The sequence below is a fragment of the Methanoculleus sp. genome, from assembly GCF_020696975.1.
Lineage (GTDB): Archaea > Halobacteriota > Methanomicrobia > Methanomicrobiales > Methanoculleaceae > Methanoculleus.
This window is the reverse complement of sequence record NZ_JAJGBK010000032.1, coordinates 136,396-158,457: the sequence shown is the minus strand read 5'-3', so window position 1 is coordinate 158,457 and position 22,062 is coordinate 136,396. Positions and strand designations below refer to the sequence as shown.

The 22,062-nt window shown below is 61.2% G+C and carries 22 protein-coding genes; 2 read left to right on the top strand and 20 right to left on the bottom strand.

Annotated features, from left to right (window positions below; genetic code table 11):
• Nucleotides 1-207: 207 nt before the first annotated feature.
• Genes comE through QZ650_RS10810 form a run of 6 tightly spaced genes read right to left on the bottom strand, consistent with a single transcriptional unit; the run spans nucleotide 208 to nucleotide 5,953 of the window.
• Nucleotides 208-1,329, bottom strand: a complete 1,122-nt coding sequence (comE, locus tag QZ650_RS10835) for a sulfopyruvate decarboxylase subunit beta (protein ID WP_292519182.1) — start codon at nucleotides 1,327-1,329, stop codon at nucleotides 208-210.
• Nucleotides 1,322-2,611, bottom strand: coding sequence for a cysteate synthase (locus tag QZ650_RS10830; protein WP_292519184.1), 1,290 nt, complete (start codon nucleotides 2,609-2,611; stop codon nucleotides 1,322-1,324). Before QZ650_RS10830 ends, comE begins: the two co-directional genes overlap by 8 nt.
• Complete coding sequence (locus QZ650_RS10825) at nucleotides 2,608-3,849, bottom strand: methanogenesis marker 16 metalloprotein (protein ID WP_292519186.1); 1,242 nt, start codon at nucleotides 3,847-3,849, stop codon at nucleotides 2,608-2,610. Before QZ650_RS10825 ends, QZ650_RS10830 begins: the two co-directional genes overlap by 4 nt.
• Nucleotides 3,846-4,466 carry a (Fe-S)-binding protein gene (locus QZ650_RS10820; RefSeq protein ID WP_292519188.1) on the bottom strand — a complete coding sequence of 207 codons (621 nt, stop codon included), beginning with the start codon at nucleotides 4,464-4,466 and terminating at the stop codon, nucleotides 3,846-3,848. Before QZ650_RS10820 ends, QZ650_RS10825 begins: the two co-directional genes overlap by 4 nt.
• A gap of 3 nt (nucleotides 4,467-4,469) precedes the next feature.
• Nucleotides 4,470-5,177: a GTP-binding protein gene (locus QZ650_RS10815; protein WP_292519190.1), complete on the bottom strand. Its 708-nt coding sequence runs from the start codon at nucleotides 5,175-5,177 to the stop codon at nucleotides 4,470-4,472.
• Nucleotides 5,174-5,953: an ATP-binding cassette domain-containing protein gene (locus QZ650_RS10810; RefSeq protein WP_292519193.1), complete on the bottom strand. Its 780-nt coding sequence runs from the start codon at nucleotides 5,951-5,953 to the stop codon at nucleotides 5,174-5,176. The genes QZ650_RS10815 and QZ650_RS10810 overlap by 4 nt, the downstream gene beginning before the upstream one ends.
• 101 nt (nucleotides 5,954-6,054) lie before the next feature.
• Here QZ650_RS10810 and QZ650_RS10805 point away from each other — a divergent pair, with 101 nt between their 5' ends.
• Nucleotides 6,055-6,540: a helix-turn-helix domain-containing protein gene (locus QZ650_RS10805; protein WP_292519195.1), complete on the top strand. Its 486-nt coding sequence runs from the start codon at nucleotides 6,055-6,057 to the stop codon at nucleotides 6,538-6,540.
• A gap of 170 nt (nucleotides 6,541-6,710) precedes the next feature.
• Here the strand turns inward: QZ650_RS10805 and QZ650_RS10800 are convergent, their stop codons facing one another.
• The 14 genes from QZ650_RS10800 to QZ650_RS10735 all read right to left on the bottom strand — a co-directional run bounded on the left by QZ650_RS10800 (nucleotide 6,711) and on the right by QZ650_RS10735 (nucleotide 21,111).
• On the bottom strand, nucleotides 6,711-7,004 hold the full coding sequence (locus QZ650_RS10800) for a nucleotidyltransferase family protein (RefSeq protein ID WP_292519197.1): 294 nt from the start codon (nucleotides 7,002-7,004) through the stop codon (nucleotides 6,711-6,713).
• A gap of 144 nt (nucleotides 7,005-7,148) precedes the next feature.
• Nucleotides 7,149-8,021, bottom strand: a complete 873-nt coding sequence (locus tag QZ650_RS10795) for a calcium-dependent protein kinase (RefSeq protein ID WP_292519200.1) — start codon at nucleotides 8,019-8,021, stop codon at nucleotides 7,149-7,151.
• Nucleotides 8,018-8,623, bottom strand: coding sequence for a hypothetical protein (locus QZ650_RS10790; RefSeq protein ID WP_292519202.1), 606 nt, complete (start codon nucleotides 8,621-8,623; stop codon nucleotides 8,018-8,020). The genes QZ650_RS10795 and QZ650_RS10790 overlap by 4 nt, the downstream gene beginning before the upstream one ends.
• Nucleotides 8,624-8,963: 340 nt before the next feature.
• On the bottom strand, nucleotides 8,964-10,166 hold the full coding sequence (locus tag QZ650_RS10785) for a peptidase S9 (RefSeq protein WP_292519203.1): 1,203 nt from the start codon (nucleotides 10,164-10,166) through the stop codon (nucleotides 8,964-8,966).
• 1,000 nt (nucleotides 10,167-11,166) lie between these two features.
• Entirely contained in the window at nucleotides 11,167-11,511 is a 345-nt protein-coding gene (locus tag QZ650_RS10780; protein WP_292519205.1) for a hypothetical protein, read from the bottom strand.
• A 117-nt stretch (nucleotides 11,512-11,628) separates the two neighbouring features.
• Nucleotides 11,629-12,030: a hypothetical protein gene (locus QZ650_RS10775; RefSeq protein ID WP_066957826.1), complete on the bottom strand. Its 402-nt coding sequence runs from the start codon at nucleotides 12,028-12,030 to the stop codon at nucleotides 11,629-11,631.
• 207 nt (nucleotides 12,031-12,237) lie between these two features.
• Nucleotides 12,238-14,619, bottom strand: a complete 2,382-nt coding sequence (lon, locus tag QZ650_RS10770; protein ID WP_292519211.1) for an endopeptidase La — start codon at nucleotides 14,617-14,619, stop codon at nucleotides 12,238-12,240.
• 54 nt (nucleotides 14,620-14,673) lie between these two features.
• Nucleotides 14,674-15,093, bottom strand: coding sequence for a MarR family transcriptional regulator (locus tag QZ650_RS10765; protein ID WP_209727633.1), 420 nt, complete (start codon nucleotides 15,091-15,093; stop codon nucleotides 14,674-14,676).
• Nucleotides 15,094-15,167: 74 nt separating this feature from the next.
• On the bottom strand, nucleotides 15,168-15,860 hold the full coding sequence (locus QZ650_RS10760) for a hypothetical protein (protein WP_209727632.1): 693 nt from the start codon (nucleotides 15,858-15,860) through the stop codon (nucleotides 15,168-15,170).
• Between the two features lie 75 nt (nucleotides 15,861-15,935).
• Nucleotides 15,936-16,598, bottom strand: a complete 663-nt coding sequence (locus QZ650_RS10755) for a hypothetical protein (RefSeq protein ID WP_292519215.1) — start codon at nucleotides 16,596-16,598, stop codon at nucleotides 15,936-15,938.
• A gap of 15 nt (nucleotides 16,599-16,613) precedes the next feature.
• A complete protein-coding gene (locus tag QZ650_RS10750) occupies nucleotides 16,614-17,330 on the bottom strand; it encodes a hypothetical protein (protein WP_292519217.1) in 717 nt (238 codons plus the stop codon).
• A gap of 23 nt (nucleotides 17,331-17,353) precedes the next feature.
• Nucleotides 17,354-18,295, bottom strand: coding sequence for a hypothetical protein (locus tag QZ650_RS10745; protein ID WP_292519219.1), 942 nt, complete (start codon nucleotides 18,293-18,295; stop codon nucleotides 17,354-17,356).
• A gap of 458 nt (nucleotides 18,296-18,753) precedes the next feature.
• Nucleotides 18,754-19,881, bottom strand: a complete 1,128-nt coding sequence (locus tag QZ650_RS10740; RefSeq protein WP_292519221.1) for a hypothetical protein — start codon at nucleotides 19,879-19,881, stop codon at nucleotides 18,754-18,756.
• Nucleotides 19,882-19,947: 66 nt separating this feature from the next.
• Nucleotides 19,948-21,111, bottom strand: coding sequence for a hypothetical protein (locus QZ650_RS10735; protein ID WP_292519223.1), 1,164 nt, complete (start codon nucleotides 21,109-21,111; stop codon nucleotides 19,948-19,950).
• Between the two features lie 481 nt (nucleotides 21,112-21,592).
• On the opposite strand from QZ650_RS10735, the gene QZ650_RS10730 reads away from it, so the two are divergent.
• Nucleotides 21,593-22,060: a hypothetical protein gene (locus QZ650_RS10730; RefSeq protein ID WP_248534906.1), complete on the top strand. Its 468-nt coding sequence runs from the start codon at nucleotides 21,593-21,595 to the stop codon at nucleotides 22,058-22,060.
• Nucleotides 22,061-22,062: the final 2 nt, after the last annotated feature.

Here is a 22,062-nt window from a genome sequence, read left to right as displayed (position 1 = left end):
GACTCCTCTCAACACAACCATCTAAACGTATGCTCATATATACATTCTGTCCCATCTCTTTACACGTCTGAGAGTGGTTGCCAAAACCAATGGAATAGAAGCGTCATCGGGGAAAAAGCGCCGAATATCCGTAATCCAGAGAAAGATCCAGCCATCCGGAGAACGCCTCGGATGCCGCGCGACACGAGAGAGAAAAAGGTGTTGGGGTCACCCCCTAATCGCCCGCACAAACCGCTCCCGGATCTCGGCCGGGGCGAGCGGGATATTCGGGACTGACGCGTTCCCGGGTCTTAACACCACATGAATAAAGTTCGGCCCCCGGCCCCGGCTCTCCCATGCCTCCGCGAGTTCTTCTTCGTCCTGCACCTTGCACGTCCGCCGGATCCCGGCAGCACGGGCGAGGAGTTCCATGTCCACGAGGCCGGATGCCGGGGTGGGCTGGTTTCCTGTGCTCCCGAAGGCCCCGTTGTCCAGGCAGACGATCGTGAGGTTCTCCGGGACCTCCGCCGCCACCACCGGGAGGACCGCGGTCCCAAGGAGGCTCCCGTCGCCGTCGAGGACGACGACGTCCCGGTCGGTCCCGATGGCGAGCCCGAGCCCGATCGGCGTCGCCTGGGTGTAACTCCCGAGCATGTAGAAGTTTAAGTCCCGATCGTTTGCCGCGTAGAGCTCTTTTGCGGGGACCCCGATGTTTGCGACGGCCGCCTCGTCGTCAAGACCCCCCGCAATCACCCGGATTGCGTCGTTCCGGGCCATCACCGGTTCCCGGAAGGTTCGCCGGTACTCGAGCGCCGACTCGCGGGCCCGGGGCGGGGGCGGCTGCTCCGCCGGGCAGGCCTCCTCCGTTCCCTCCCAGAACGAGGGGAGGATCAGCCCCACGTGCGGCCGCATGGAATCGTAGGCGTCCTGGACGACCTCATCGATCAATCCCTCATCCGAAGGGTCGCGGATGATCGTATACGGGATGTTGAGCGCCGCGAGAACGTCCGGGACCGCCTGGTTGAACGGCACCTGGGCCGGGATCGCCTCCCGGTAGACGCCCCGCCAGCTCGCGAGGACGGGGAGGGGGAGGCCGAAGGTGACGGTGAGGGACATGATAGCGTTCAAGGAGTTGCCGAGCCCCGAACTCTGCATGTGAAGGACCGGCCGCCTCCCGGCCATAACGAGTCCTGCCGAGATCCCGACGCCGTCCTCCTCCCGGGTGAGGTTGACCGCACGAAATCGTTCGGGAATCAGGGCGCAGAACTCCTGCGTCCGGTCGCAGGGGAGCGACGCCACGGTATCGACCCCGAGGGCGGCGAGCCGGTCGAGGACACACCCTTCACGCACGGATAGCTACCCCCTGCTCCGCGATCCAGGCTCTGACGGCATCCCGGAGATCCCCCTCGAAGGCCTCATCGGCCCGGACCCGGAGATAGGGCTCGACCGGGTAGCGGTCGAGGTCCTCGGCCGCACGCTCGTAGCCGCCGCCGGTCACGTTCAGGAGGATGTGCTCCTCCGGGCTGACCAACCCTTCCTCCGCCGCACGGACGAGCGAGGCGACCGCGACGGCCGCCGCCGGGTCGAGGTCGATCTCCTCGGTATCGGCAAAGAGCCTCCCGGCGGATCGGGCGTCGTCGTTAGAGACCGCATACATCCGGCCGCCGGAAGCCACGAGTGCATCGTAGACCCCGTCCCGGACCCCCCAGGGCGGGTGGCGGTTCGTCAGGACGCCGGCAGAAACCCGGGCGATCGATACCTCGGCGTCGGGCATATCCTCGGCCACGATCTCCCGCCTCCCCGCCTCCCAGGCCCGGACCATCGGGACGAAGGGGAGGTTCTGGGAGAGGTGGAGTTCCGGGAGACGGGAACCGAACCGGCCGTCGGCGATGAGCCGCTCGGCCGCTTCCCACGCGGCAATCGCCCCGGTCCCGCTCCCGACCGCCTGGAAGTAGGAGTCGGGGAGCCGGCCGGAAAACAGTGCCGCATCGAGCATCACCGTCCCCATCCCGTCCCGGCGGGCGACGTTCTTTGCCCCGCCCTCCGGGACGACACCAGGGATGGAGCAGACCTCCCGCCCGAAGCCGATCGAGTCCGAGTAGTCCCCGTCCACCGTGATGAGGCAGACGTTCGGGGACGGAACCGTCGTCCAGAGCCGGTCGGCGGCGGAGGCCGGGACGACCACCACGACCGGTGCCCCGGTCAGGCCCGAGACCTGGCAGAACGCCCGGGCGGTGTTCCCCGCCGACGAGACCTGGATGACCCCGGCCCCCTTCTCCCGGAGACGGAGGAGCGTCGGTTGCGCCTCGAGTTCCTTGAACGAACAGGTCTCCATCCGCCCGCCCCGCTCGGGCCAGTAGCCGGAGAAGGTGACAGTGAGGTGGGAGAGGCCGAGTTCCCGGGCGAGGGCGACGCTACCGTAGGAGACCGGGCCGGCATCGATCCGGAGGTGGCCCTCGACCGGGAGCCACTCGATGTAACGGAAGATCCCGGGGAGGTCACGAAGGACGAGCCGGCGCTCCGCGTAGACCGTCCGGAGGAGAGCGTCGCACCCCGACGGGCAGTCGAGGGTGTAGCGGTCCGGGAAGGGCCGGCCGCATCCCGGGCAGTGGAGGAGGTACTTCTCCCTCACCGCCACCCGCCCCCGGTGAAGGTGAACCGGGAATCGAGGACCCGCTCTTTCAAGTCCCGGCAGAGGTCTTCCGCGAGCGTCCGGCCGGACTGGCGGAGCGTGACCGGCACCTTCCGCCCCCGGACCCGGAGCGACCCCTCGCCGGCCTCGAGGGCGTCGTTTTGGCAGGCACCAAGGCAGGCGGTGCAGGCGAGGCAGCGGTCGCGGTCGATCCCGGTCCCGCGGGTAAACGCGCCCGTCGGGCAGATCGCGGCAACAGCGCAGGTCGAGCACTCCTCGCACCACTCCGGGCGGTAAGTCACCTCCCTCTCAGGCCGCTGCCAGACATCGGCGTAGGTCGCCTCGTCGAGGACAGTCCGGGTGTTGATATCGGCGATCGGGAGGGCGATCTCCTCGTCGAGGACGCGGAGTCCCGCCACCTGCCGGTCGTCCAGGACCGGGATCGCGATCCCGAGGCTCGTGATGCACTCCGGCCCGGCAGATGTCCTGAATCCTCCCATGTAGCGGGGCTGCATCCCGGCCATATCACCGATGGCTGTGAGGTTCGGCCGCGAAGGCGTGCTCCGGGTCCCCTCCCCGGTCACGAGCCCCGCCGAGCCGTTCAGGAGGACCGGCGTCCCGGCCCGGATCGCAAGCCCGAGCGGGTCGTTTTCGAGCGGGTTGATCTCGCCGCACCCGCTGACCGAGGCCTCCCGGCAGGGCCCCTGGAGCCCGGTGACGGAGAAGATCGTCGTCACCCGGGTCGGCTGGGTGTTCAGGTAGGCAGTGTAGTTCCGGTAAGCGCTCCGGGTCGTGAAGAGCCGGGCGTAGGAGAAGTCATCAAGGGTCACCTTCGCCTCGATCGACCGATCGGCAGCCTCCACCACCACCTCGATCTCCCGGCCCTCGACGATATCGCGGAAGAGGTGGCCGCCGCCGTAGCCGGCGCCGGCGTGGGCGGTCCCGGAGACGATCATGTCGACGAGCCCGAGGCGCTCGTTCGGGCAGGGGCCGGGCATGCAGGGGACCCCGTTGAGCCAGGCCCGTTCAGCACGCTCGAATGTCCCGGGCGCTGCGACCGGAACCGAGAGGATCGCTGCGGTCCCCGACATCACCCCGCACGTCCCGGTGGTGACCACGTCGACGTCTGCGGCCGTGACCTCCCCACCCTCGCGGATGAGCTGTTTGAACTCCGCGGCGGTGTAGACGACCGCCGAACCGTTCCGGATCTTTTGGTCGATCTCTCTCATCGTCTTCATAACCTGATATCCTCCACCCGCACGCGGAGACCCGAGGACTGTGCGAGAATCATATTCACGACGCCCGTATGCGTGAGGTTCATCATGCAGTGGCCGGGCAGGAACCGTTGCCGCATCCCGAAGGTAGGTTCGCGCCGCACCGTCCGGGCAATCCCCTCGAAACCAACGATGTGATACGCCTCGATCTCCTTAAACCCTCCGCCCCGGGAGGCACGCGGCCCGACGACCAGGCAGGTGAGAAGGCCGGTCACCGGATTTGCCTGGAGGACAGCGAGGACGTGCTGGACCGGGCAGCCCGCGCCGGCCGGCCTCCCGACGACGATATCCCCGGAAGCAATCTCCCACTTCTCTACGAGGTCCGGCCGGAAGGGGAGGATGATCTTCCGGGCCGAGACCTCGCCGGGGAGGGGGTTGAGGATGAAGTCGTACTCGCCGCCGAGGACATCCCGGCCGGTATAGCAGGCATCGCCTTCGGACCCGGTGGAGGCGGCGGTCCCGGCGGGGTAGAAGACACAGTCGGGAAGGCTCTTTCCTCCCCGCCGGACCAGGGCGATGAATGCCTCGCAGGTTGGAGATCCACAGGCCCCGCAGTCCTTCCCGGGCGGCCTCCACGTCACGGGTCAGTCCCCCCGGAAGAGGTAGTCGGCGTCCTCGAGTCTCCGGACGACCCCGAAGTGGTGTTGCCACCCGATCTCGGTCTTCCCGATGCAGACGGTGCAGACCCCAAGCGGCGGCGCACCCCGGAGGACGACTGTATCCGGGTCGGCTATTGCCGGGTGGTCCTCGATAGCCCGGAGGAGGTAGCGCATACCGGTCCCCTGGACGGCGTTCGTCTCGACGATATCGAGGTTGGGGTTCACCTCCCGGATACGTTCCCGGAAGACCTCCTTCTCGGCCTGGGAGACGAGGTCGATCCGGGTCACGACCGCGACGTCGGCGTGGGCGAGCATCGCGGCCATCTTCAGGGGCGTGTTCGTGCCCGAGACCGCGGAGAGGACGACGATCCCGAGCGCTTGCGTCGTGTAGGGCGAACAGCGGAGGCAGAGCCCGGCACTCTCGACCAGGAGGAGGTCGGCGCCCTCCTCCTCGGCCCAGGCGACGGCGTCCCGCATCACCATCACCCCGGCGTGGTCCGGGCAGAGGTCGCCGGAGCAGACCTTTCGTGTCGGTATCCCGAACTCTGCCGCGAGTTCCTCGTCCTCGAACGCCCTGACGACATCGATCTTGAGGTAGGCGATCCGGTGCCGGTCCGTGAGAGTGCGGACGGTCTGTCTCACGACGGCGGTCTTTCCGGCGGACGGCGGCCCGGCGATGACGGCGAGCCTCATGAGCCGACCGACCCCGTGATAAGGTCGCCCGCCCGGATCCGTTCCCGCATCCCGTGGAGGATGCCGTCGAGACGGAGAGCCTCCCGGAGGGCCTCGTCCTCGCGATTTCCGGGCTCGATAACCCGCTCGACGGCCCCGTCCCGCATGACGATCCGCCGGGCGGAGAGGAGGGAGACCAGGGGGTCGTGCGTGACGAAGACGACTGCCTTCCCCCCGGTCCGGAGAACCTCGATCACCCGTTCCTTGAAGATCCCGGCGTTCTCCACCTCGTCGAGGAGGAGGATCGGCGCCGCGGCGATCATGATCGCATCGGCCACCAGGAGCGACCGGGTCTGCCCGCCGGAGAGCGCGGTCATTCGGGCGTCCGGCCGGATTGCCTCTCCTGTGAACTCGTTTGCGAGGGCGATCGTCCTCTCGATGATGCGGTCGTCCTCGATCCTCCGGGACCGGACGTGCATCGAAAGGAACTCCGTGACCGTGAGGTCCGCAAGGCACCGGGTGTTCTGGGTGATCAGGGCGACGGGTTTGTGGGCCGGGTCGCGGACGAACTCTTCGGGAGGGAATTCGCCGTTGACGAGGACCGTCCGGCCCGTCGCGGTGTCGTTCCGGGCGAAGACCTCGATGTCGTTGATGAAAGCGCTCTTCCCCGAGCCGGTGGGACCGACGATGGATATCGTGTCGCCGGGTCGGATGACGATCGCGTCGAACCGCTCCGGTTCGCCCTGCCGGCTCCGGCCGGGGAGGATCGTGATCTCGCGGATAGGTGCAGGGTCCATGGAGAACAGTTGCCGCACTGTAAGATAAGAGTTGTTCTTTACAGTTTATTTTTAACCATAAAAGGAAGATTTTATCTCATATATTCTACAATAGTAAAGCAATGCTCTCCAGAAGAATCTTCGAGACCGACTTTGCCGGGGCGCTCCAGGAGGAACTCACCCGGCAGGATATGAGTATCCGGGACCTCGCGGACCGGGCTGGGATCCCGGCCGCCACCCTCTACAAGCTCACGTCGGGCCGGGCGGACCCGCGCCTCTCGACCGTCCGGCGGATCGTGAACGTCCTCGAGCCCCGGGAGAAGAGTTTCATCGCGGTGATCGCGGCCCGGTTCCTCCTCGACGAGATCGACAACCGCAACCTCCCCATCGGCGAGAAGGAGTACCATATCCGGGGCTACGCGGCCGACTCGCTCGAAGAGTGCATCATCGCCGCGGTCCGGGCCGACAAGGAGGGGGCGCTCGGGATCATCTGCGCACCCATCCTTGCCCCGATCGTGGAGAAGATCGCCGACTGCCCGGTCGCTATCATCAAGCCGCAGCAGCAGACGCTGATCGAGGCGATCGAGACGATAGCGAAGAGGGTTTAGGGGAGCCGGGGGGCACGGATCTCGCCGTCAGCCCCACGGCAAAGGTGGCGTCCTCTTTCGCCGCCTGTGTGAGTTTCGGCAGGAACAAGGTTCTCGCGGCGGTCACCGGGAGGAGGATGCGCTCGATGGCCTCGGTTATGTCGCTGCAGAGGAGGCGGATATCCGATCGTTCAGGCATAGGCGACCTCGGCGGCTACCTGCTCACGGACAAGCGGTTTCAGAGCATCGGGCGTAACCAGGTCGACAGGGGCGCCGAGGCAAAGCGAGAGGTATTCTTCGAGTTCGATTAAGGTGAAGAAACCGACCGGCCGGGAGAACTCAACAAGGATGTCGATATCGCTTGCCTCGGTCTGCTCGCCGCGTGCGACCGCTCCGTTGATACCGATCCGGCTGACCGAGAACCGCGTAAAGAGCTCACCTTTGAGCCGTTGCAGAGTCGCGAAGACTTCTTCCCGGGACTGCATGGATACTGGTATTCTGTCGGAGGGGTATTAATGAATTGCTGCAGGGGGAGGCGCCGACTGGCCGGAGCCCACCCGAGATCTGATCCCTGCAAAAAGGGTGTTATCCTTTGCGTGATGCCGCGAGGAGAAGAGGGAACGTCCGCGTCATGTCCCATCCCTCGCGGCGGAGACGTACCCAACATACGGCTCCAAAGCGCCGTCCCGGACCGCGGTCCCGGTGAACGCGTAGACCGGCCGGACCGTATCCTGCACGACACCGCGAGGCTCCATCCAGTAGCCGAGGGTGATACTCTCGATCGTGACGCGGTCGTAGGCCGCAGGGCCGATGGTCCGTGATGCAAGGAGGTCCGCATACGCCTCCTCCGGGGGCCTTAAAGCGAAGTCTCCGGCCGGCTCCACCTCCCGCCAGGTCTTCACGAGCCCGACAACATCGCCGCCGGCGCCCAGGATGACCGCGAACTCATCGCCGTAGACCGGCAGCCCATCGAGCGACCGGCCGAACCGGACAGCGAGCGTCACATCATACGACACCTCAGGTTCACCGCCGCCTGAACTCCAGACCTCGTGCCTCTGGTTGACGGCGATCTCCACGACCCGGGCATCCGACGACGCCATGCCGGTCTTCTCCAGGAAGGCAAGAGCGATTGCTTCCGCCTCCGCATCCGCCGGGAGGTCCGGCTGCCGGGTCATCTCGGCCGGCAGTTCCCGGTCGGGGATGTGGTAGGCCACGGCGCCGGAGTCTGCGTACACCGTGAGCCGCTCCTCCGGGTCCTTTGTGGTGTCGATGAGATAAAACTCACCGGATCGCTCGCTCACCTCCCCGGAGAGCCCGAGCCGGTTCGCAACCTCCCCGGCCGTGAGGGTGGCGGGGACGACCCGGTAGAGCGTGCAGGAGTCCGGGACCTCCGGGAACTCTGCGGTGAGAGAGAATCTCCCCGCACCCGCGTTCAACGGGTTGAGAACCAGTATGCAGCCGACCGCAAGAGCAAGTGCGCCGATCAGAAGGCCCCTCGTCATAGCCCCGGCCCCCGGTCCACCAGGACAGGCACCTGCTGCTCGAGATCCCGCGAACTGTATATCATGTGCAGGGGGGACGCCGACCCTTCGGCACGCATACGCGGCTCGACAGGCCTGATCCAGAACGTCTCCCCGCCGAGCGTCACGCTCCCGGTGAGGGTGTTCTCCGAGGTCGTCAGGAGGACGTCGCTTCCCCCGGCGCCGGGAATCGTCCCTTCGTAGGAGTCGATGCCGTCGTCGATCTGATCGAAGGTCATCCTCTCCAGTCCGGCCCGGTAGTCCTCACCGCGGATCCGGAGCGAAAGTGCCCCCTCCCGCACCCGGCCGTTGACGGCGGCGTGGTCGAACGTCACGATATCGTAGCGGGTGATGCCCCTCGGGATATCCAGCTCCTCCGGGGCCGGGATCCCGGCGGCCGCAAGGTCGGAGAGCGATGCGACGTCCGCGACGATAACGGTCATCGCGTCGCCGACGACCAGGGGCGGGCCGCTCTCGTCCCCGGCCGGAGACCCGGATCCCTGGGGGCCTGAACCCAGCACGATTGCCGCTACGGCGATCACAGAGACCAGGAGGGCGATGCCTCCGATATGGGTATGATTCATGGTGTCTCCTCACGGTGGCGGGACGCCGGCGGCCGAACCCGGTCCCCACGCGGGAGAGGTCGACGTTCTTCTATAAGGGCTTTCTGTCACGATCGTCTACACATCAGACCTCTCCGATCGATTCTGAGCCCGGACAAAGCCGCCTCGGGCCGGGAACCGGGGGCGCACCACGTCGCCGATCCCGAACAACTCCAGGCTTCACCTCCGGGCGTAGTCGATGTGGACTGTGCGGGAGAAGAGATGATGGGATCGCGCTTGTAGTTCTTCGCGATTGAGGCCACCGCGACTATCCTGCCGGTGCCGGACCTCAGCACCGCCTCTCTGGGGCGTTCTGATACAGTCACGACTGCCTCCCGGCCCGCAGTGCAAGCGCACAGATAGAAAGCGCCGCGACAACAGAGAGTATCCCGAAACCCGGCGCAGCAACGGCCGGGTCGTCCAGAACCACCACATAAATATCATCTCCATCGCTCACCGCAATCGTCTGCCCGTCGGGAGACCACTGGTGCATCCGAAAGTCGTATCTCGGAGCAAGAGATTGCAGATCTGAGCCTTCGTCGTCCATCACCCAGACTGAAGAGGGGGGACGGGACTGCGAATAGAACGCGATCTTCTCCCCGCCCGGGTGCCAGACCGGTGTGCTGTCGACGTTTTCCGAGGTCAGACGGCGCATGTTGCTTCCATCGGCGCTCACGACCCGGATCCCAAACGAGACGTTCTCGGAGATGGGGCCGTGAGTCAGCGCGGCATAGAGGATCTCGCGTCCGTCGGGAGACCAGGAGAACTGCAGGACATCCTCCTCATCGGAAGTTATCTGCAACCCGCCCGACCCATCGAGGTTCATCACCCGGATCGTGGCCGTGCCGGAGGCCCGGGAGAGGTAGGCGATCCTGTCGCCCTCCGGATGCCATCGGGGCATCAGGGCATCGCCCGAGGAAGTAAGCCCCCGTCCTCCGCTGCCATCCGGGTTCACGACCCAGATGTCGGCCTCTCTACGGATCTCTGAAAGATTGATATTCATCGAAGCGCGACCGCCATGCTCATCGGCAGTTGCCTCCCTGATATCCGCGCCTCCGAAGAGGCACGACGTATACGCGATCATCCTGCCGTCCGGGCTCCACTCCGCCTCGTAGCCCCGCGGCCCATGCAGCCAGGGGACGACGTTTGTCCCGTTGGTCACCTGCACCGGACCGGTTCCATCGGCGTTCATCACCCAGAGGTCGTATGAGCCCGATCTGTCGGATATAAATAAGATCTCCTTTCCGTCGGGGGACCAGGGGTTCGTGACGAAGAAGTCCCGCGACCCGCCCGGAGTCAGGTCCGTCCCGGCGGTCCCGTCGGCGGCCATCACGCGGATGGTCATATCCCCGGTGCCGGGGTCGAACGAGATGTACGCGATCCGCTCTCCGTCGGGAGACCAGAAGGGAAATCCGTCCAACTCGGGGGTATCGGTGAGCCGGAGGAACTCGGCCGCGGCTGCGGCTCCCGGGAAGAGGAGGAGGCAGATTGTGAACGGGATGATGCATAGCCTTTTGCAGTTCATGCTCTATGCCTTCAGGGGGTGGTTACACAGGAACACGTAGCCTCCTCGGTCAGTATCGGCACAGCGCTGGCACAGTAGCACTTGGCCTGGGTCGTAACCTCGACTGTGTAGGAGAGGGGAGGAGACAGAGATGAAACGATCAGGTTTGCCGAGCCCGCCTGTATTGAGGTGCCGGGATAACGATACTCATGTCGTCTAAACTGACCGTCCCAGCTGGCCTTCACGATCACCGTCAGGTCGCAACTGTAGCCCGGCCCGGAACACTCTCTCTCATGGAACGTGATGCAACCGCTTGCAGACCATTCCACCGCAATGTATCGCGCACCGTCCGTCCTTTGATACAATTTTGCGGAGATTATTTTTGCCGATGCGTTATATTTGAACGTCTGGACGGGACCACATGAACCAAGGAGTTGATCCGCCATAGTCAGTCCCTCCGCAGGAGAACCGGGTCTTCGATCCCCTTACATCTACACTGCGGCAAATCTTGGTCCGGCCGTCTCGACGAGACCCGACCGCGAAGAATATCTCGATCAACTGCGTCAGGCCCCCTGCTCTTGCCAATTCTTTCACACCCTGCCGTCCGGGTTCGCATGCTCACATGCCCGAGAATTGCATCAGGGCCACCAGGGAATGCTCTCGTTTTGATGTTTCGGTGCATTTGCTTTCCTCCATCGTATTACCCGGAGGCAGACGGAGCATACATCCTCTTTGCCTCCGGGCGTGTGGGGCTCTATCATCCGGACGTGTGGGGCTCTATCATCCGGGCGTCAACCGTGGATGGGGGGACCCCACGCATCACAGGATACTAATTCCAGTATCCACGATGGAGACGTCAACGCTCCTGTATAAACAATTTCTGTGACGCGTATCTACACGTCGGGCCTGCCGGATTGAATCTAACTGGGAAAACGCCACACCAAGCCGCGAACCAACGCCGCGCAGAGTGACCCGGGGCAAGTGCCATGCCGCCGGGGTCTCATCGCATGGTAGAACTCCTTCACGGCCACGCTGTCACAACCAGGTAGTATGCCCCTTCGTACTCCAGGTGTGGGTAGACCCATGTCTCCCGGCCGGGGCCGTAGGCGTCCTGGAGCGCCCTGCTCTCCGCGTAGGAGACGTTGGTTCCCCCGATGACACGCTGGCTCCGATCTCCCCACTCCCACGCCGAAGGGTTGCGCTCCTTACCACGGATGACCGCATCGAGCGCCGGATGCTGCTCGAAGTCCTGCTCGGTCAGGGGGACGACCACGTTCTCTCCTGGTGTCGTCTGCTCCATGACGTAGAGCATCGGCTGTTCCCCAGAACTCTCGTGAGCGTAGAGGGTGAGGGCGCCGGCGAGCATGAGGCCGAGCGCGACCGCGACGATGCCGGCAAGACCGCAGGTGACGATTATCCCCGCCGTTCTGAGCCGGTTGCCGGGTTTATGACCTTCTTCAATTCCTGCACCTCTTCAAGCATCCTAATGGATCAGAACACGGGTAGCATAGTATACTCCGTCGTACTCGAGGATCGGCGCATTCGCCGTATACACACCAAACGACTCGGTGAGCGCGAGGCATTCGGCCCCCGTCATCGGGACCGGCGTGGATGCCGGCACGTTGGGGTTGCTGCCGGCCTCCCGGATCGCGGTGGCAAGAACCGGGTGCTGCTGCAGGTCCCGGTCGGTCAGACGGATGACGGATGCATTCTGCAGACCCTCTTCCCCGACCACCTCCACAACCAACATTTGCGGCGGACCGTCGACTCCCGTGATCAGGGTGACGAAGGTCGTAACTCCGAACATGACCGCCGCGACGAGGAGGACGACGCCGATGAACGCAACGATTCCTATGATGATCAGGCGCTTTTTGTCAGGTTCCATGCAATCTCCTCCCATATTGACGCAGGCCGGACAGATCCCGCACATCGGGGCACCGATTCCGGCAGCTATCGGTGAGAGCTCGACGTCCCTCTATAAACGATTTCTGTCACGATCATCTACACGTCGGGCCGCCTCAAGCCTGTTTGCTCCCGGCGCAAGGCGCGGCGGGCGAAACGAGGGTATGAAGGGATGATAAAAGAGGGGTGTTCAGAGGTTGTGCGCGGGGACGCACCGGTTCTTCCCCGCATACGGCACGACCAGGCCGTGGAGTTCAATCCCGAGCGCCTCCCGGAGGACGTCCTCGATCGTCTCCACGGGCACGAACGTAAGCTCGTTTCGCGCATCTTCGGGCACATCCTCGAGATCCCGCTCGTTCTCCCGCGGGAGGATGACCGTCCTGATCCCGGCCCGGTGGGCCGCAAGGACCTTCTCCTTGATCCCGCCGACCGGCAGCACGGCGCCGGAGAGCGTCACCTCCCCGGTCATCGCGACCGTCGGGTCGACCGCTTTCCCGGTGACGAGGGAGGCAAGGGCCGTAAAGAGGGTCACGCCCGCCGACGGCCCGTCCTTCGGGGTCGCTCCCGCCGGCACGTGGATGTGGATGTCGCTTGCGAAGAAGTCGAACCCGGTTACGGTAGCTGCCATCCGTGAACGGATCAGGCTGAGCGATATCTGGGCCGACTCCTTCATCACGTCGCCGAGTTGTCCCGTCAGGGTGAGGCGCCCCTTGCCGGGCATGAACGTCCCCTCGATGAAGAGGATATCCCCGCCGACCGGCGTCCAGGCAAGCCCCGTCACGACGCCGGGCGGGTTCTCCTTCCGCGCCATGTCCGGCCGGACGGTCTCGCGGCCGAGGATCTCGGGGAGTATCGCTGTCGTCACGACGACCGGGAGATCAACGCCGCCCGAGACCACTTTCGCCGAGACGTACCGGGCGATCCGGGCAAGCTGCTTCTTGAGCGCCCGGACGCCCGCTTCCCGGGTGTAGCGGTCGATGATCGCCGAGACGGCCTCGTCCTCGACCTGGAGGTGGTCCGCGGTCAGGCCGTGCTCCTCGAGCGTCTCCGGGAGGAGGTGATCTTTTGCGATCGCGAACTTCTCGTTCTTCGTGTAGCCCGAGATCTCGATCAGCTCCATCCGGTCGAGCAGCGGCGCCGGGATCGTCGCGAGACTGTTTGCGGTCGCGATGAAGAGCACGTCTGAGAGATCGTAGGGGACCTCCAGGTAGTGGTCCGAGAACGTGCTGTTCTGCTCGGGGTCGAGGACCTCGAGGAGCGCGCTCGCCGGATCGCCGGAGTAGGAGACGGCGAGTTTGTCGACCTCGTCCAGGACGAAGACCGGGTTCATCGTCCCGGCCCGCTTCATCCCCTGGATGATCCGGCCGGGGAGCGACCCGACGTAGGTCCGCCGGTGCCCCCGGATCTCCGCCTCGTCCTTGACGCCGCCGAGGCTGATCCGGACGTACTCTCTCCCCAGCGCGTCCGCGATGCTCCGCCCGAGGCTCGTCTTCCCCGTGCCGGGCGGGCCCGCGAGGAGGAGGATCGAGCCCTGCTTCTCCTCCTTGAGCTTCATGACCGCGAGGTGCTGGATGATCCGCTCCTTGACCTTCTCAAGGCCGTTGTGGTGGCTCTCCAGCGCCCGGCGGGCCTCATCGATATCGATGCTCTTCTTCTCGACCGTCCAGGGGAGATCGAGCAGGAGGTCGAGGTAGTTCCGGATCCCCTGGCTCTCGTGGTGCTGGCTCCCGCCCGACTCGAGTTTCCTCAGTTCGGCAAGAGCCTTCTTGCGGACCTCCTCGGGCATCGTCGAGCGCTCGATCCGCTCCCGGTAGCCTTCCTCGCCGGACGAGCCGTCGCATCCGTTGAGCTCCTCCTGGATCACCCGGAGCTGCTCGCGGAGCATCGCTTCGCGGTTCGCCTTCCCGACCTTCTCGTTGGCCTTCTTGGCCACCTCGATCCGGAGGCTGATGCTCTCGTTGAGGTTCACGAGGAGGGCGAGGAACGCGGCGTAGCGCTCCCGGACGGAGACGGTCTCAAGGAGCGACTGCTTCGCGGCAACCTCCACCGGCATGAAGGGCACGACGAACGCCATGATCTGGTCGACGGACCCCATCCTGTCGACGGGCCGGGTGAACTGCTCGGAGCCCTGGAAGTTGGCGCTGATGTCGTGGACGGCTGCTTTGATCTCTGCGAGCATCTTTTCTCGGGTCTCCTCGTCGATATCCATGATGTCCGGGAGGGGTTCGAAGGCGGCGTAGAACTGCCCGTCCCTCTCCGAGACGGCCACGGCCTTCACCCGGCGGACCGCCCGGGCAAAGACCAGGTAGCCGTCGTCCGCAGGCTGGGCGTGCGTGACCATGAGGAGGTTGCCGGTCGTGTACAGCCCCTCGGCCGGGATCTCTGCAGGCGGGGTGCCGCCCTTGACGGTCAGGCCGACGGCGGAGGCCGATCCGTCGCTCTTCATGGCGGCGATCAGCAGCTCGCCCAGGGCCGTATCGACCTGGAACTTCGTCCGCGTCTCCGGGTAGACCACGGTCTCGAAGAGCGGTATGACAATCGTCTCGTTGCTGTCAGCGTGTGGTGAGTGCATGGTGACTCCAATCATTTAGTTCGCATTTACCTAACTTTATGGCCGGCCAAAAAATTACCTGACCTTCCTGAGGATCTCAATCAGGAGATCCACGTCTCTCTCATCGAGCGTCCGCACCATCCTCTCGATCATCCGGTAGAGCGCGTCTCGTTCGGCGTTTGCCATCATCCGCCCCTTCTCGGTCAGGCGGATGTAGGCCATCCTCCCGTCACCGGGGCACTTCTGCCGGTAGGCGCACTCCATCCGGACGAACCTGTCGATCATCTCCGTGACGGTAGGTTTCGAGTTGCTGGTGATCTCGGCGAGTCTGCTGAACGTCAGGTCGTGGTGCTCGTCGATGACTTTCAGGTAGGCGATCTGTTTTGCCGTCAGATTGTTGAGCCCGCATTCGGCGGCGATCTCGCGGGAGCATTCGTTTTTGATGGCAACCAGGCGATCAATGACCTCGAACAGATGCTCAACTCTCGCCGTCATAGTTGATGCAGATTAGTTTGGCTTGACCTAACGATAAAGGTTGTGATGGGCGGGGGCACTCCAGAGTATACGTCTCAGTTGATGGAGTTCTTCTCCTCCAGGGGGCGGAAGGGTTCGCGAGAACTGTCTCGGTGATAGATCCTTGGTTCTACGGGGATGATCCCGGTCTTTCCCGGCGGGATCCGCTCCATGATCGAGATGTGGTAGTCGGGCCTCCCCTCGCCGGATATGGTGAAGTTGATGCTGACCAGGATGGGCTCAGGATCGTCCGATACGGGGCGGAGCGAATCCGGGACGATGATGTATGGAGAGGCATTCCCCGCTTTCGAGAGGCGTGAGAGTCCCGGCACAAACCCGCTCGCCGCTATCTCCTCACGCGAGACCTCTCTTAAGAAACCCCCTGAGTGAGCGGCGGAGACATCCGTGAGATCCGCACCGGGGAGACGCAGTCCAAGCATCTCCCCATTCTCTGTCCTAACCGGGAGAGTCGTACAGTTGTCAGAGGTCATCCACCGGAGGTCCTCTCCGGAAAAGACCGGTGAACCGCCGACTGCAGGGAGGGGAACGACAAACTCCGTGATCGGATCTCCCCGGTAGCCGGACAGCCCGGTAACGGAGACGGCGTATGAGTAATCCCAGGAATGCTCCGACATCATCCGGGTCTGATGATAGTGGACGAGAATGTTTCCGCCGATGGCGACAATCGCGATGGCGAGAAGCGAGACAACAACGACTTTGGCGAGAAAGGAAATTATCGAGGGAGCCATCTTCCATTCACTTCCTGATCCGCAGGACTGCGGCGCTCACGATCCACCATGAGATTCTCCGCACGGGACCGTCCATCAAAGGTGGATACCCCCGGGAATGACGTGGTATTCGGCCGGGACCGGGACGAAGCCGGACTCTGTGCTCGAAACGGCCGTATTCACCGTCGCCGTCCAGGTATCCTCCTCTATCAGGTATTTCATGCCCCCGCCGCCCCGGTACTCGAGGTCAAACGAGATCGATGTGGCGTTCTCCGGCGGGACAAAGCCGTCGAGGAAGACGACGGTGGTGTAGGTGCCGCCCGATCCCCGGGTGAACTCGGCGACGCTCGCGTTCTCGGGGGTCCCGAGGACCGGCACGAGCAGCCGCGGCTCTTCTTTCGTCTCGAACTCGCCGGTCGGTCTGAAGATATCCTGCGCGTAGTCTTCCGTCGTCGTGAACGCGATCATCTTCCCGTACGGCGTCTCCCGGATCGCCGTCCGCCACCCGGCGGGCTGGAGAACGCTGGACGACTCGAACATCACCAGATCGCCCTCCGCATTCGCCGGAACCGGGATCATGACCGTGGCGGTGCCGTTCACGGCGAGATCGGACAGACCGGTGATCTTGATCATGTAGGAGTCGTTCGGCATGGTCGTCTCGACGAACGCGGGAAGAAGAAGGAGCAGGAAGATCACCGCGGCGAGGATGGCGACCACTATCAGCAGGGTTTTTTTGGTATTGGTATGTTTTTCGTCCATCTTCTCACCGGAGCATTATCGGATATCAACCTCGTTCACTGGAACCCAATTTCCACCACTCTGGTATCTCGCAACATGAACGTTTACCGGGATCGCTCCGCGAATGTCAGGAGGAATATACTCCAGAATACTCATCCGGAATGTATCTCCCGATATGGAATGATGGATACCTTCAGATACAGTTAGTTCCAGGTCAACGCCAATATCTGTTGCATTCACATTCAAAGGTACGAGGTCCTCTGGAAAGAAGAGCACTGATGTGCAGTTGGATCCTACCTGCGTGCTGGAATTCCATCTTACAGGGGTATCCTGACCCCCACTCATGAGCGGGGAGAGAGACTCATTCTGAAGGTCTGTCAGCCTTAATTCACCCGGATCAAAGCCTTTGAAGAACTCTGCGTGGATATCGGTAAGGTTCGCACCGACCGATTGAAACGCAAGCATTTTGCCATGGGGGGTTACAACAATCACCGATTTCCAGTTGCCGAATTGCTTGTACTGGAGCTCTTCTTCCGAAAAAACCAGATTGCCGCCCCTCATAGGCATCGGCACGATAATATCGGTCGCAGGCTCACCAGTATAGTTGGAAAGGCCGTCTATTGTGACTGTATATCTATAATAGCCCGGGTTTGAGTTGATCCAGGCGACCCCGAACAGAGTAAGGGATATCATAAGAATGCCGGTAACTGCTGCCGCCAAAAATAGGATTTTGAGTTTAGTTAAGGATGCCATCGCGCCTGTGCTCCTCTCTGCAATTATGAGCGGGTAACATAATCCACAAGGCCCATGTTGTACTTTGCACCGTCAACAAAGCAATTCCGTGTATACTGGATGAGAGTTGGGTTGTCACCCCAGTTACTGTACTGATCCATGGTTCTACGGATATAATCCATATACTGATTCGATGCCGAGGCGAGATTACCGGCGCTGTCGCTGACATCGGTTACATAGTAATAATACCAGTTCAGTTCGACATCGCTACGATAATCTTTACCGCTTGTCCAATTGTTATGGACATAGGAGGATTCATATGCCTGATGATTTGCAAGATACACGGGGGCATAATGGAAAGGCTGTGACATATCCGTCATAAAATGCAGAGAGTAAGCCAAATTTGTATAGCCAAGATCGTCATTTGACGGGTCATCATCATGAAGATAATCTCTGGCAATGTTTGCATACTGTTCAGCCTGATCAGGGGCGCCAGTTATGAAATAATGATTCCAGGATAGATCTCCCCAATCATCAGGATCGGCTGCTGTTTCATTAAGGATGGTGCATGCTGCAGAACTCAGTCCCATTTTCTGTCCGGCTATTCTTGCCATATCGTTGTGAGGGGCAGGCCCACCTCCGATATACCCCGACCATTGGGGGCTAACCCCACCCGAACCCTGGGTGAGGAGTATTTTTCCAACTTCGGTAAGGATGGCTGACTTTTCTGCATCGGGAAGGGTATTGTCCCTGACCTCTTTTAAGGACTGCAAAAGATCTTTTTTCACATCTGCATCAATATCGCTTGCTTCGACGTCGTCCATCAGAGTAGCATAAATACAGTCGATCGCCTGTTGCGTCAGCGCGTTCTCCGGCTCAGGGAGAATCATCAATTCACTTGCACTCACCGCCGGCACCACAGCTACACTCACTAGCATTACTGCCAGAAGTAGGGGTGACGCCCGCATTCCAATTTTCCCATTCATGTTCTTCCTCCGATTTCTTTCCCCGGAGGCCGGAGGGGCATACTTTCAAGTAGAGAAAGAACACACACTCCCATTGCCTCCGGGCATGCGGGACGTTCACCCATCCGATTCGCTCTTGGCCGGGTGGACCCCCGCGCTTCGGGATACCGGCCCAGGTACCCACGGATGAGAAATCAACGTTTTGTTATAAATGATTTCTGTCGATCCTCTCTACACGTTGAGGCCGTTCGATCCGTTTTGCTCCCGAAAGCATGCCGCAGTTAACCAAGGACTCACGTTGTGCCGTTGAATGATGAGCCCTCCCAACAAGAGAGGAATGGAGCATCCATTCGTCCCGATAGAGTATCCGTAAAACCGGCTCACCTGGCGCACGAGGACCCCACCGGGCAAGCGCCCCGTATCAATACCGGTCGATACGGGCTGGTGAAGAAATGATATCTCTCTGAATTTTTGCGGATTCAGGTCTTCGTATACACGCCCAGCACCGCAAATCCTCCATCTGAGGTCTGCATGATATCCGCAACGATATTCACCTCCGCCCCCGTGCCGGTTTGGTTCCGGGCAATCTCGCCACGATCATCGAATTTCACGATATGGATCGGCGATCCGAGGTAGTTCCCGAAGGTGTAACCGCCGCTCTGGGGGCTCTCAAGGCAGGCACTGGCATAACCCCCGTCGAAAGTCCGGACAACGGGGCAGGGTATATCCAGTTCCGTTACGCTCATATCTGTCCCATCCCGACCAAGGATTCGATCGACCGTGACCGATCTTCCGACGACCTCCCCTTCCAGGATTCTGCCGACCTTATAGAGCAGCTCCACACCCCCATCCGATCTCTCCCGTAGCGAATATACCCGGTATAGCGTGACTTCGGTGAACTCAGGTTCTTCCTCGAAGGTGCGGTTCCAGATAACCTCACACTCCCCATCGAGCCGCACCACCCAGAGCGGATGCATATCCGTCGTCCCTGCAACGATGTATCCACCGTCTGATGCTGAAGTGACCCCCAGAGCACGTCCCCGGCCGAGAGCCGGGTAGGTCTGTTCCCAGAGTAGCGACCCAGTATCGTTCACGACCGCCACCCAAGCATCACCACCGTGCTTGCTCCCTGCAGCCACGGCGCCTCCGTCCGGAAGACCGGAAACTCCAAGCACGGACTCAGAAACACGAATGCTCCAGATTGGCGTCCCATCGCCGGCAACCCGGAATAAAAACCCGTCACCCGTCCCGGCGGTGAAACTACCGTCGGAGTGGGAGACGACTGCCTGAACCGCGCGCTGTGTCGGGTAGGACCGGTTCCACTCAATGCGACCACCCTCCGCGATCTTGAGCAGCAGGGCCTGCTCATCGCTTCCCGGAGAGTGTTTGATCGATCCTCCGACAAGCAGGCCACTGTCCGAAACCAGCAAAAGAATGGTGCCGTATTCGTCGCCTCCTTCATCAAAGACGGTGTGCCAGATCTCGATACCGCCAGCATCGATTCGGGTGACGGAGATGTCGTGGCGATCGTTGACGAAGTCGCCTGACAAGCATCCCGACGCAGAAGTAAGGATGAGAAGGGATAGAAGAGTAAGAGGGATCGTCATATTCCGGGCCATATGCATGATTCTAGACATAATCACCTCTTCCAAGGCTCAAAAAAAGTTTGAATTTTAGAGCCCTTTCGCATATCTGGCAAGTCCGTTCGTATATTTCGCTGTTTGGAGGATATTGTTACGTGTAACCGTCTCCAGTTGCGAGTGGCTGTCCTGAACGGAGGGATCGCGGTTGTGATACATTATAGTGTATACGGTATCAAGATCGGCATGAGATGAAATTGCGAGGTTTTTACAGCCGGAGTCCCAATCTGCATACGTATAATAGTTATAATTAGACGTTACTGTGGGTTTAAATTTAGAGGGCCAGTTGCGTGTGACATATGCTTCGTATGCGCCATGGATATCGTTGCCCAGCAGGTATTCTGCATATTGCTCAATTTCTTTACCTGTATGCATCGGGTTACCCACGTCTGTCAAGAAGTGGCTGGACCAGCCAAGAGATTGGGCTGCGAGAGCGGTTTGTCCATTAGTATGATAGGTTTTTGCTTCATCGACATAGCTCTTCGTGTTGCCGGGTGCGCCCCCCCACCCATACCAGGGGCTGTAATAGTGGTGCCATGAATGGAAGACTGCATTTATCGGTGTATGCAGTTCCTGGGGCACAAACCAGGGTATGCTGGCCGGCCAACCGTCAGGATCGTCTGCCGCGCTTACGGCATACTGTGCATCAGGGAACGCACATCGCTGGCAGGCAACACTGATGATATCTTGATGAACCGTTCCAGACCATCTCAGCCCGATGCTTCCGTAGAGCCGGCTGGATGCATCCGCAAGTGTTGCATCTATCTCACCCAAAGAATGATTTTCGTCTTCCGTTAGGGAGATATTCTCCATGCTATTAGCGAACGAAATGTACGTAATTGTCCCATACGCCGTCTCTTCTTTACTAAACACTACAGGATATTTTTCCCAGATTTCCTGCAGATACTCTTTCATGAGTTGCTTCTCTTTTTCTTTCGCAGATGACTCATCGATCAGCTCGCAGAGAGATTGCTTCTGATCTTCGGTACCGACGAGCATCACGTAGTATGGCGTTGCATTCTTTATCGACCCATCAATTGAGATCAGGTCTTCAGTTTGAAACCCAACGATATCACTCTCGGGATCTAAGATCTCAACGGTCTCTGTTAATTCCGTTGCTGATACAGGTGCGATAATTGCACCAACCACGATTGCAATTATGATTACCGCAATCGGTAGGACCATGTTTAGTTTCATGTCTCTTACCTCGACTCTTTTCCGAAGGTAAAAGAAGCACATCTTTACAAAGGTAAAGCACAAACAACTTCTTGCCTCCGGGCATGCGGGATGTTCACCCATCCGATTCGCTCTTGGCCGGGTGGACCTCCCTGCGCTTCGGGGTTCCGGTACCCACATGTGAGAAATCAACGCTCCTCTATAAACGATTTCTGTCGAACCTCTCTACACGTTGAGGCTGTTCGATCCATTTTGCTTCCGAAAACATCCCACAGTCGACCGGTAACTCACACTGCGTCGACCGACAATAAACCCACGCGGCAAAGGAAAAATCGATATCGGATATCGTGTCCCCGTCACAGCCACCCATTTTGCAGAAGGGCCCGGTACCAGCGCCCACCCCGAGCAACAGGCCCCCTCCGCCATTGCTCGACACCGATTTCCCGGGCGGCCAGCCTGCCCCAACCGGAGAACGTGTAGAGAGGATCGACAGAAAACTTAAGTGAAGGTATTTGAGAAGTTCTCCTGTAATATGATGACATACAACCGCATCTTCGCACTGGTGCTTGCACTGGTCCTGGTGGTGCCGCCGGCTTTTGCCGGCGGCAACGAATGTGCTGTGAACACCACTCCAGGAGAAGATACACCCCTAAGCGACACTGGGATCTGTGCCATTTATCTCATACAGCAGGAAGAGACACACTACCACAACACGTACGTACCTCCCGGGAGCTCAACGCTGTTTGTAAATCTGGACTGGTTTATCCCCCAGCAGTCGTTGACGCTGAAGATCATCTCGCCGGACGGAAGCACGTACGCCTACTATCACGATACCGATCTGGGTGGTGATAAAGACGCACAGATCCGCACGTGGATCCCCTCACCAGAGGCCGGAACGTGGCAGTTCCAGGTCTACGGAGAAATTGTACGGGGCACGCAGGATTATACCGTTGAAGCTACGGCGGGATAAAT

What these genes read in the sequence shown, in the direction of transcription:
- QZ650_RS10790 (WP_292519202.1), bottom strand. Translation starts at nt 8,623, where the DNA reads ATGAATCATACCCATATCGGAGGCATCGCCCTCCTGGTCTCTGTGATC.
- QZ650_RS10735 (WP_292519223.1), bottom strand. Translation starts at nt 21,111, where the DNA reads ATGAAACTAAACATGGTCCTACCGATTGCGGTAATCATAATTGCAATC.
- QZ650_RS10740 (WP_292519221.1), bottom strand. Translation starts at nt 19,881, where the DNA reads ATGACGATCCCTCTTACTCTTCTATCCCTTCTCATCCTTACTTCTGCG.
- QZ650_RS10795 (WP_292519200.1), bottom strand. Translation starts at nt 8,021, where the DNA reads ATGACGAGGGGCCTTCTGATCGGCGCACTTGCTCTTGCGGTCGGCTGC.
- QZ650_RS10825 (WP_292519186.1), bottom strand. Translation starts at nt 3,849, where the DNA reads ATGAAGACGATGAGAGAGATCGACCAAAAGATCCGGAACGGTTCGGCG.
- QZ650_RS10765 (WP_209727633.1), bottom strand. Translation starts at nt 15,093, where the DNA reads ATGACGGCGAGAGTTGAGCATCTGTTCGAGGTCATTGATCGCCTGGTT.
- lon (WP_292519211.1), bottom strand. Translation starts at nt 14,619, where the DNA reads ATGCACTCACCACACGCTGACAGCAACGAGACGATTGTCATACCGCTC.
- QZ650_RS10815 (WP_292519190.1), bottom strand. Translation starts at nt 5,177, where the DNA reads ATGAGGCTCGCCGTCATCGCCGGGCCGCCGTCCGCCGGAAAGACCGCC.
- QZ650_RS10760 (WP_209727632.1), bottom strand. Translation starts at nt 15,860, where the DNA reads ATGGCTCCCTCGATAATTTCCTTTCTCGCCAAAGTCGTTGTTGTCTCG.
- QZ650_RS10745 (WP_292519219.1), bottom strand. Translation starts at nt 18,295, where the DNA reads ATGAATGGGAAAATTGGAATGCGGGCGTCACCCCTACTTCTGGCAGTA.
- QZ650_RS10780 (WP_292519205.1), bottom strand. Translation starts at nt 11,511, where the DNA reads ATGCTCGCCGGCGCCCTCACCCTCTACGCTCACGAGAGTTCTGGGGAA.
- QZ650_RS10775 (WP_066957826.1), bottom strand. Translation starts at nt 12,030, where the DNA reads ATGGAACCTGACAAAAAGCGCCTGATCATCATAGGAATCGTTGCGTTC.
- QZ650_RS10750 (WP_292519217.1), bottom strand. Translation starts at nt 17,330, where the DNA reads ATGGCATCCTTAACTAAACTCAAAATCCTATTTTTGGCGGCAGCAGTT.
- QZ650_RS10810 (WP_292519193.1), bottom strand. Translation starts at nt 5,953, where the DNA reads ATGGACCCTGCACCTATCCGCGAGATCACGATCCTCCCCGGCCGGAGC.
- QZ650_RS10800 (WP_292519197.1), bottom strand. Translation starts at nt 7,004, where the DNA reads ATGCAGTCCCGGGAAGAAGTCTTCGCGACTCTGCAACGGCTCAAAGGT.
- QZ650_RS10785 (WP_292519203.1), bottom strand. Translation starts at nt 10,166, where the DNA reads ATGAACTGCAAAAGGCTATGCATCATCCCGTTCACAATCTGCCTCCTC.
- QZ650_RS10805 (WP_292519195.1), top strand. Translation starts at nt 6,055, where the DNA reads ATGCTCTCCAGAAGAATCTTCGAGACCGACTTTGCCGGGGCGCTCCAG.
- QZ650_RS10755 (WP_292519215.1), bottom strand. Translation starts at nt 16,598, where the DNA reads ATGGACGAAAAACATACCAATACCAAAAAAACCCTGCTGATAGTGGTC.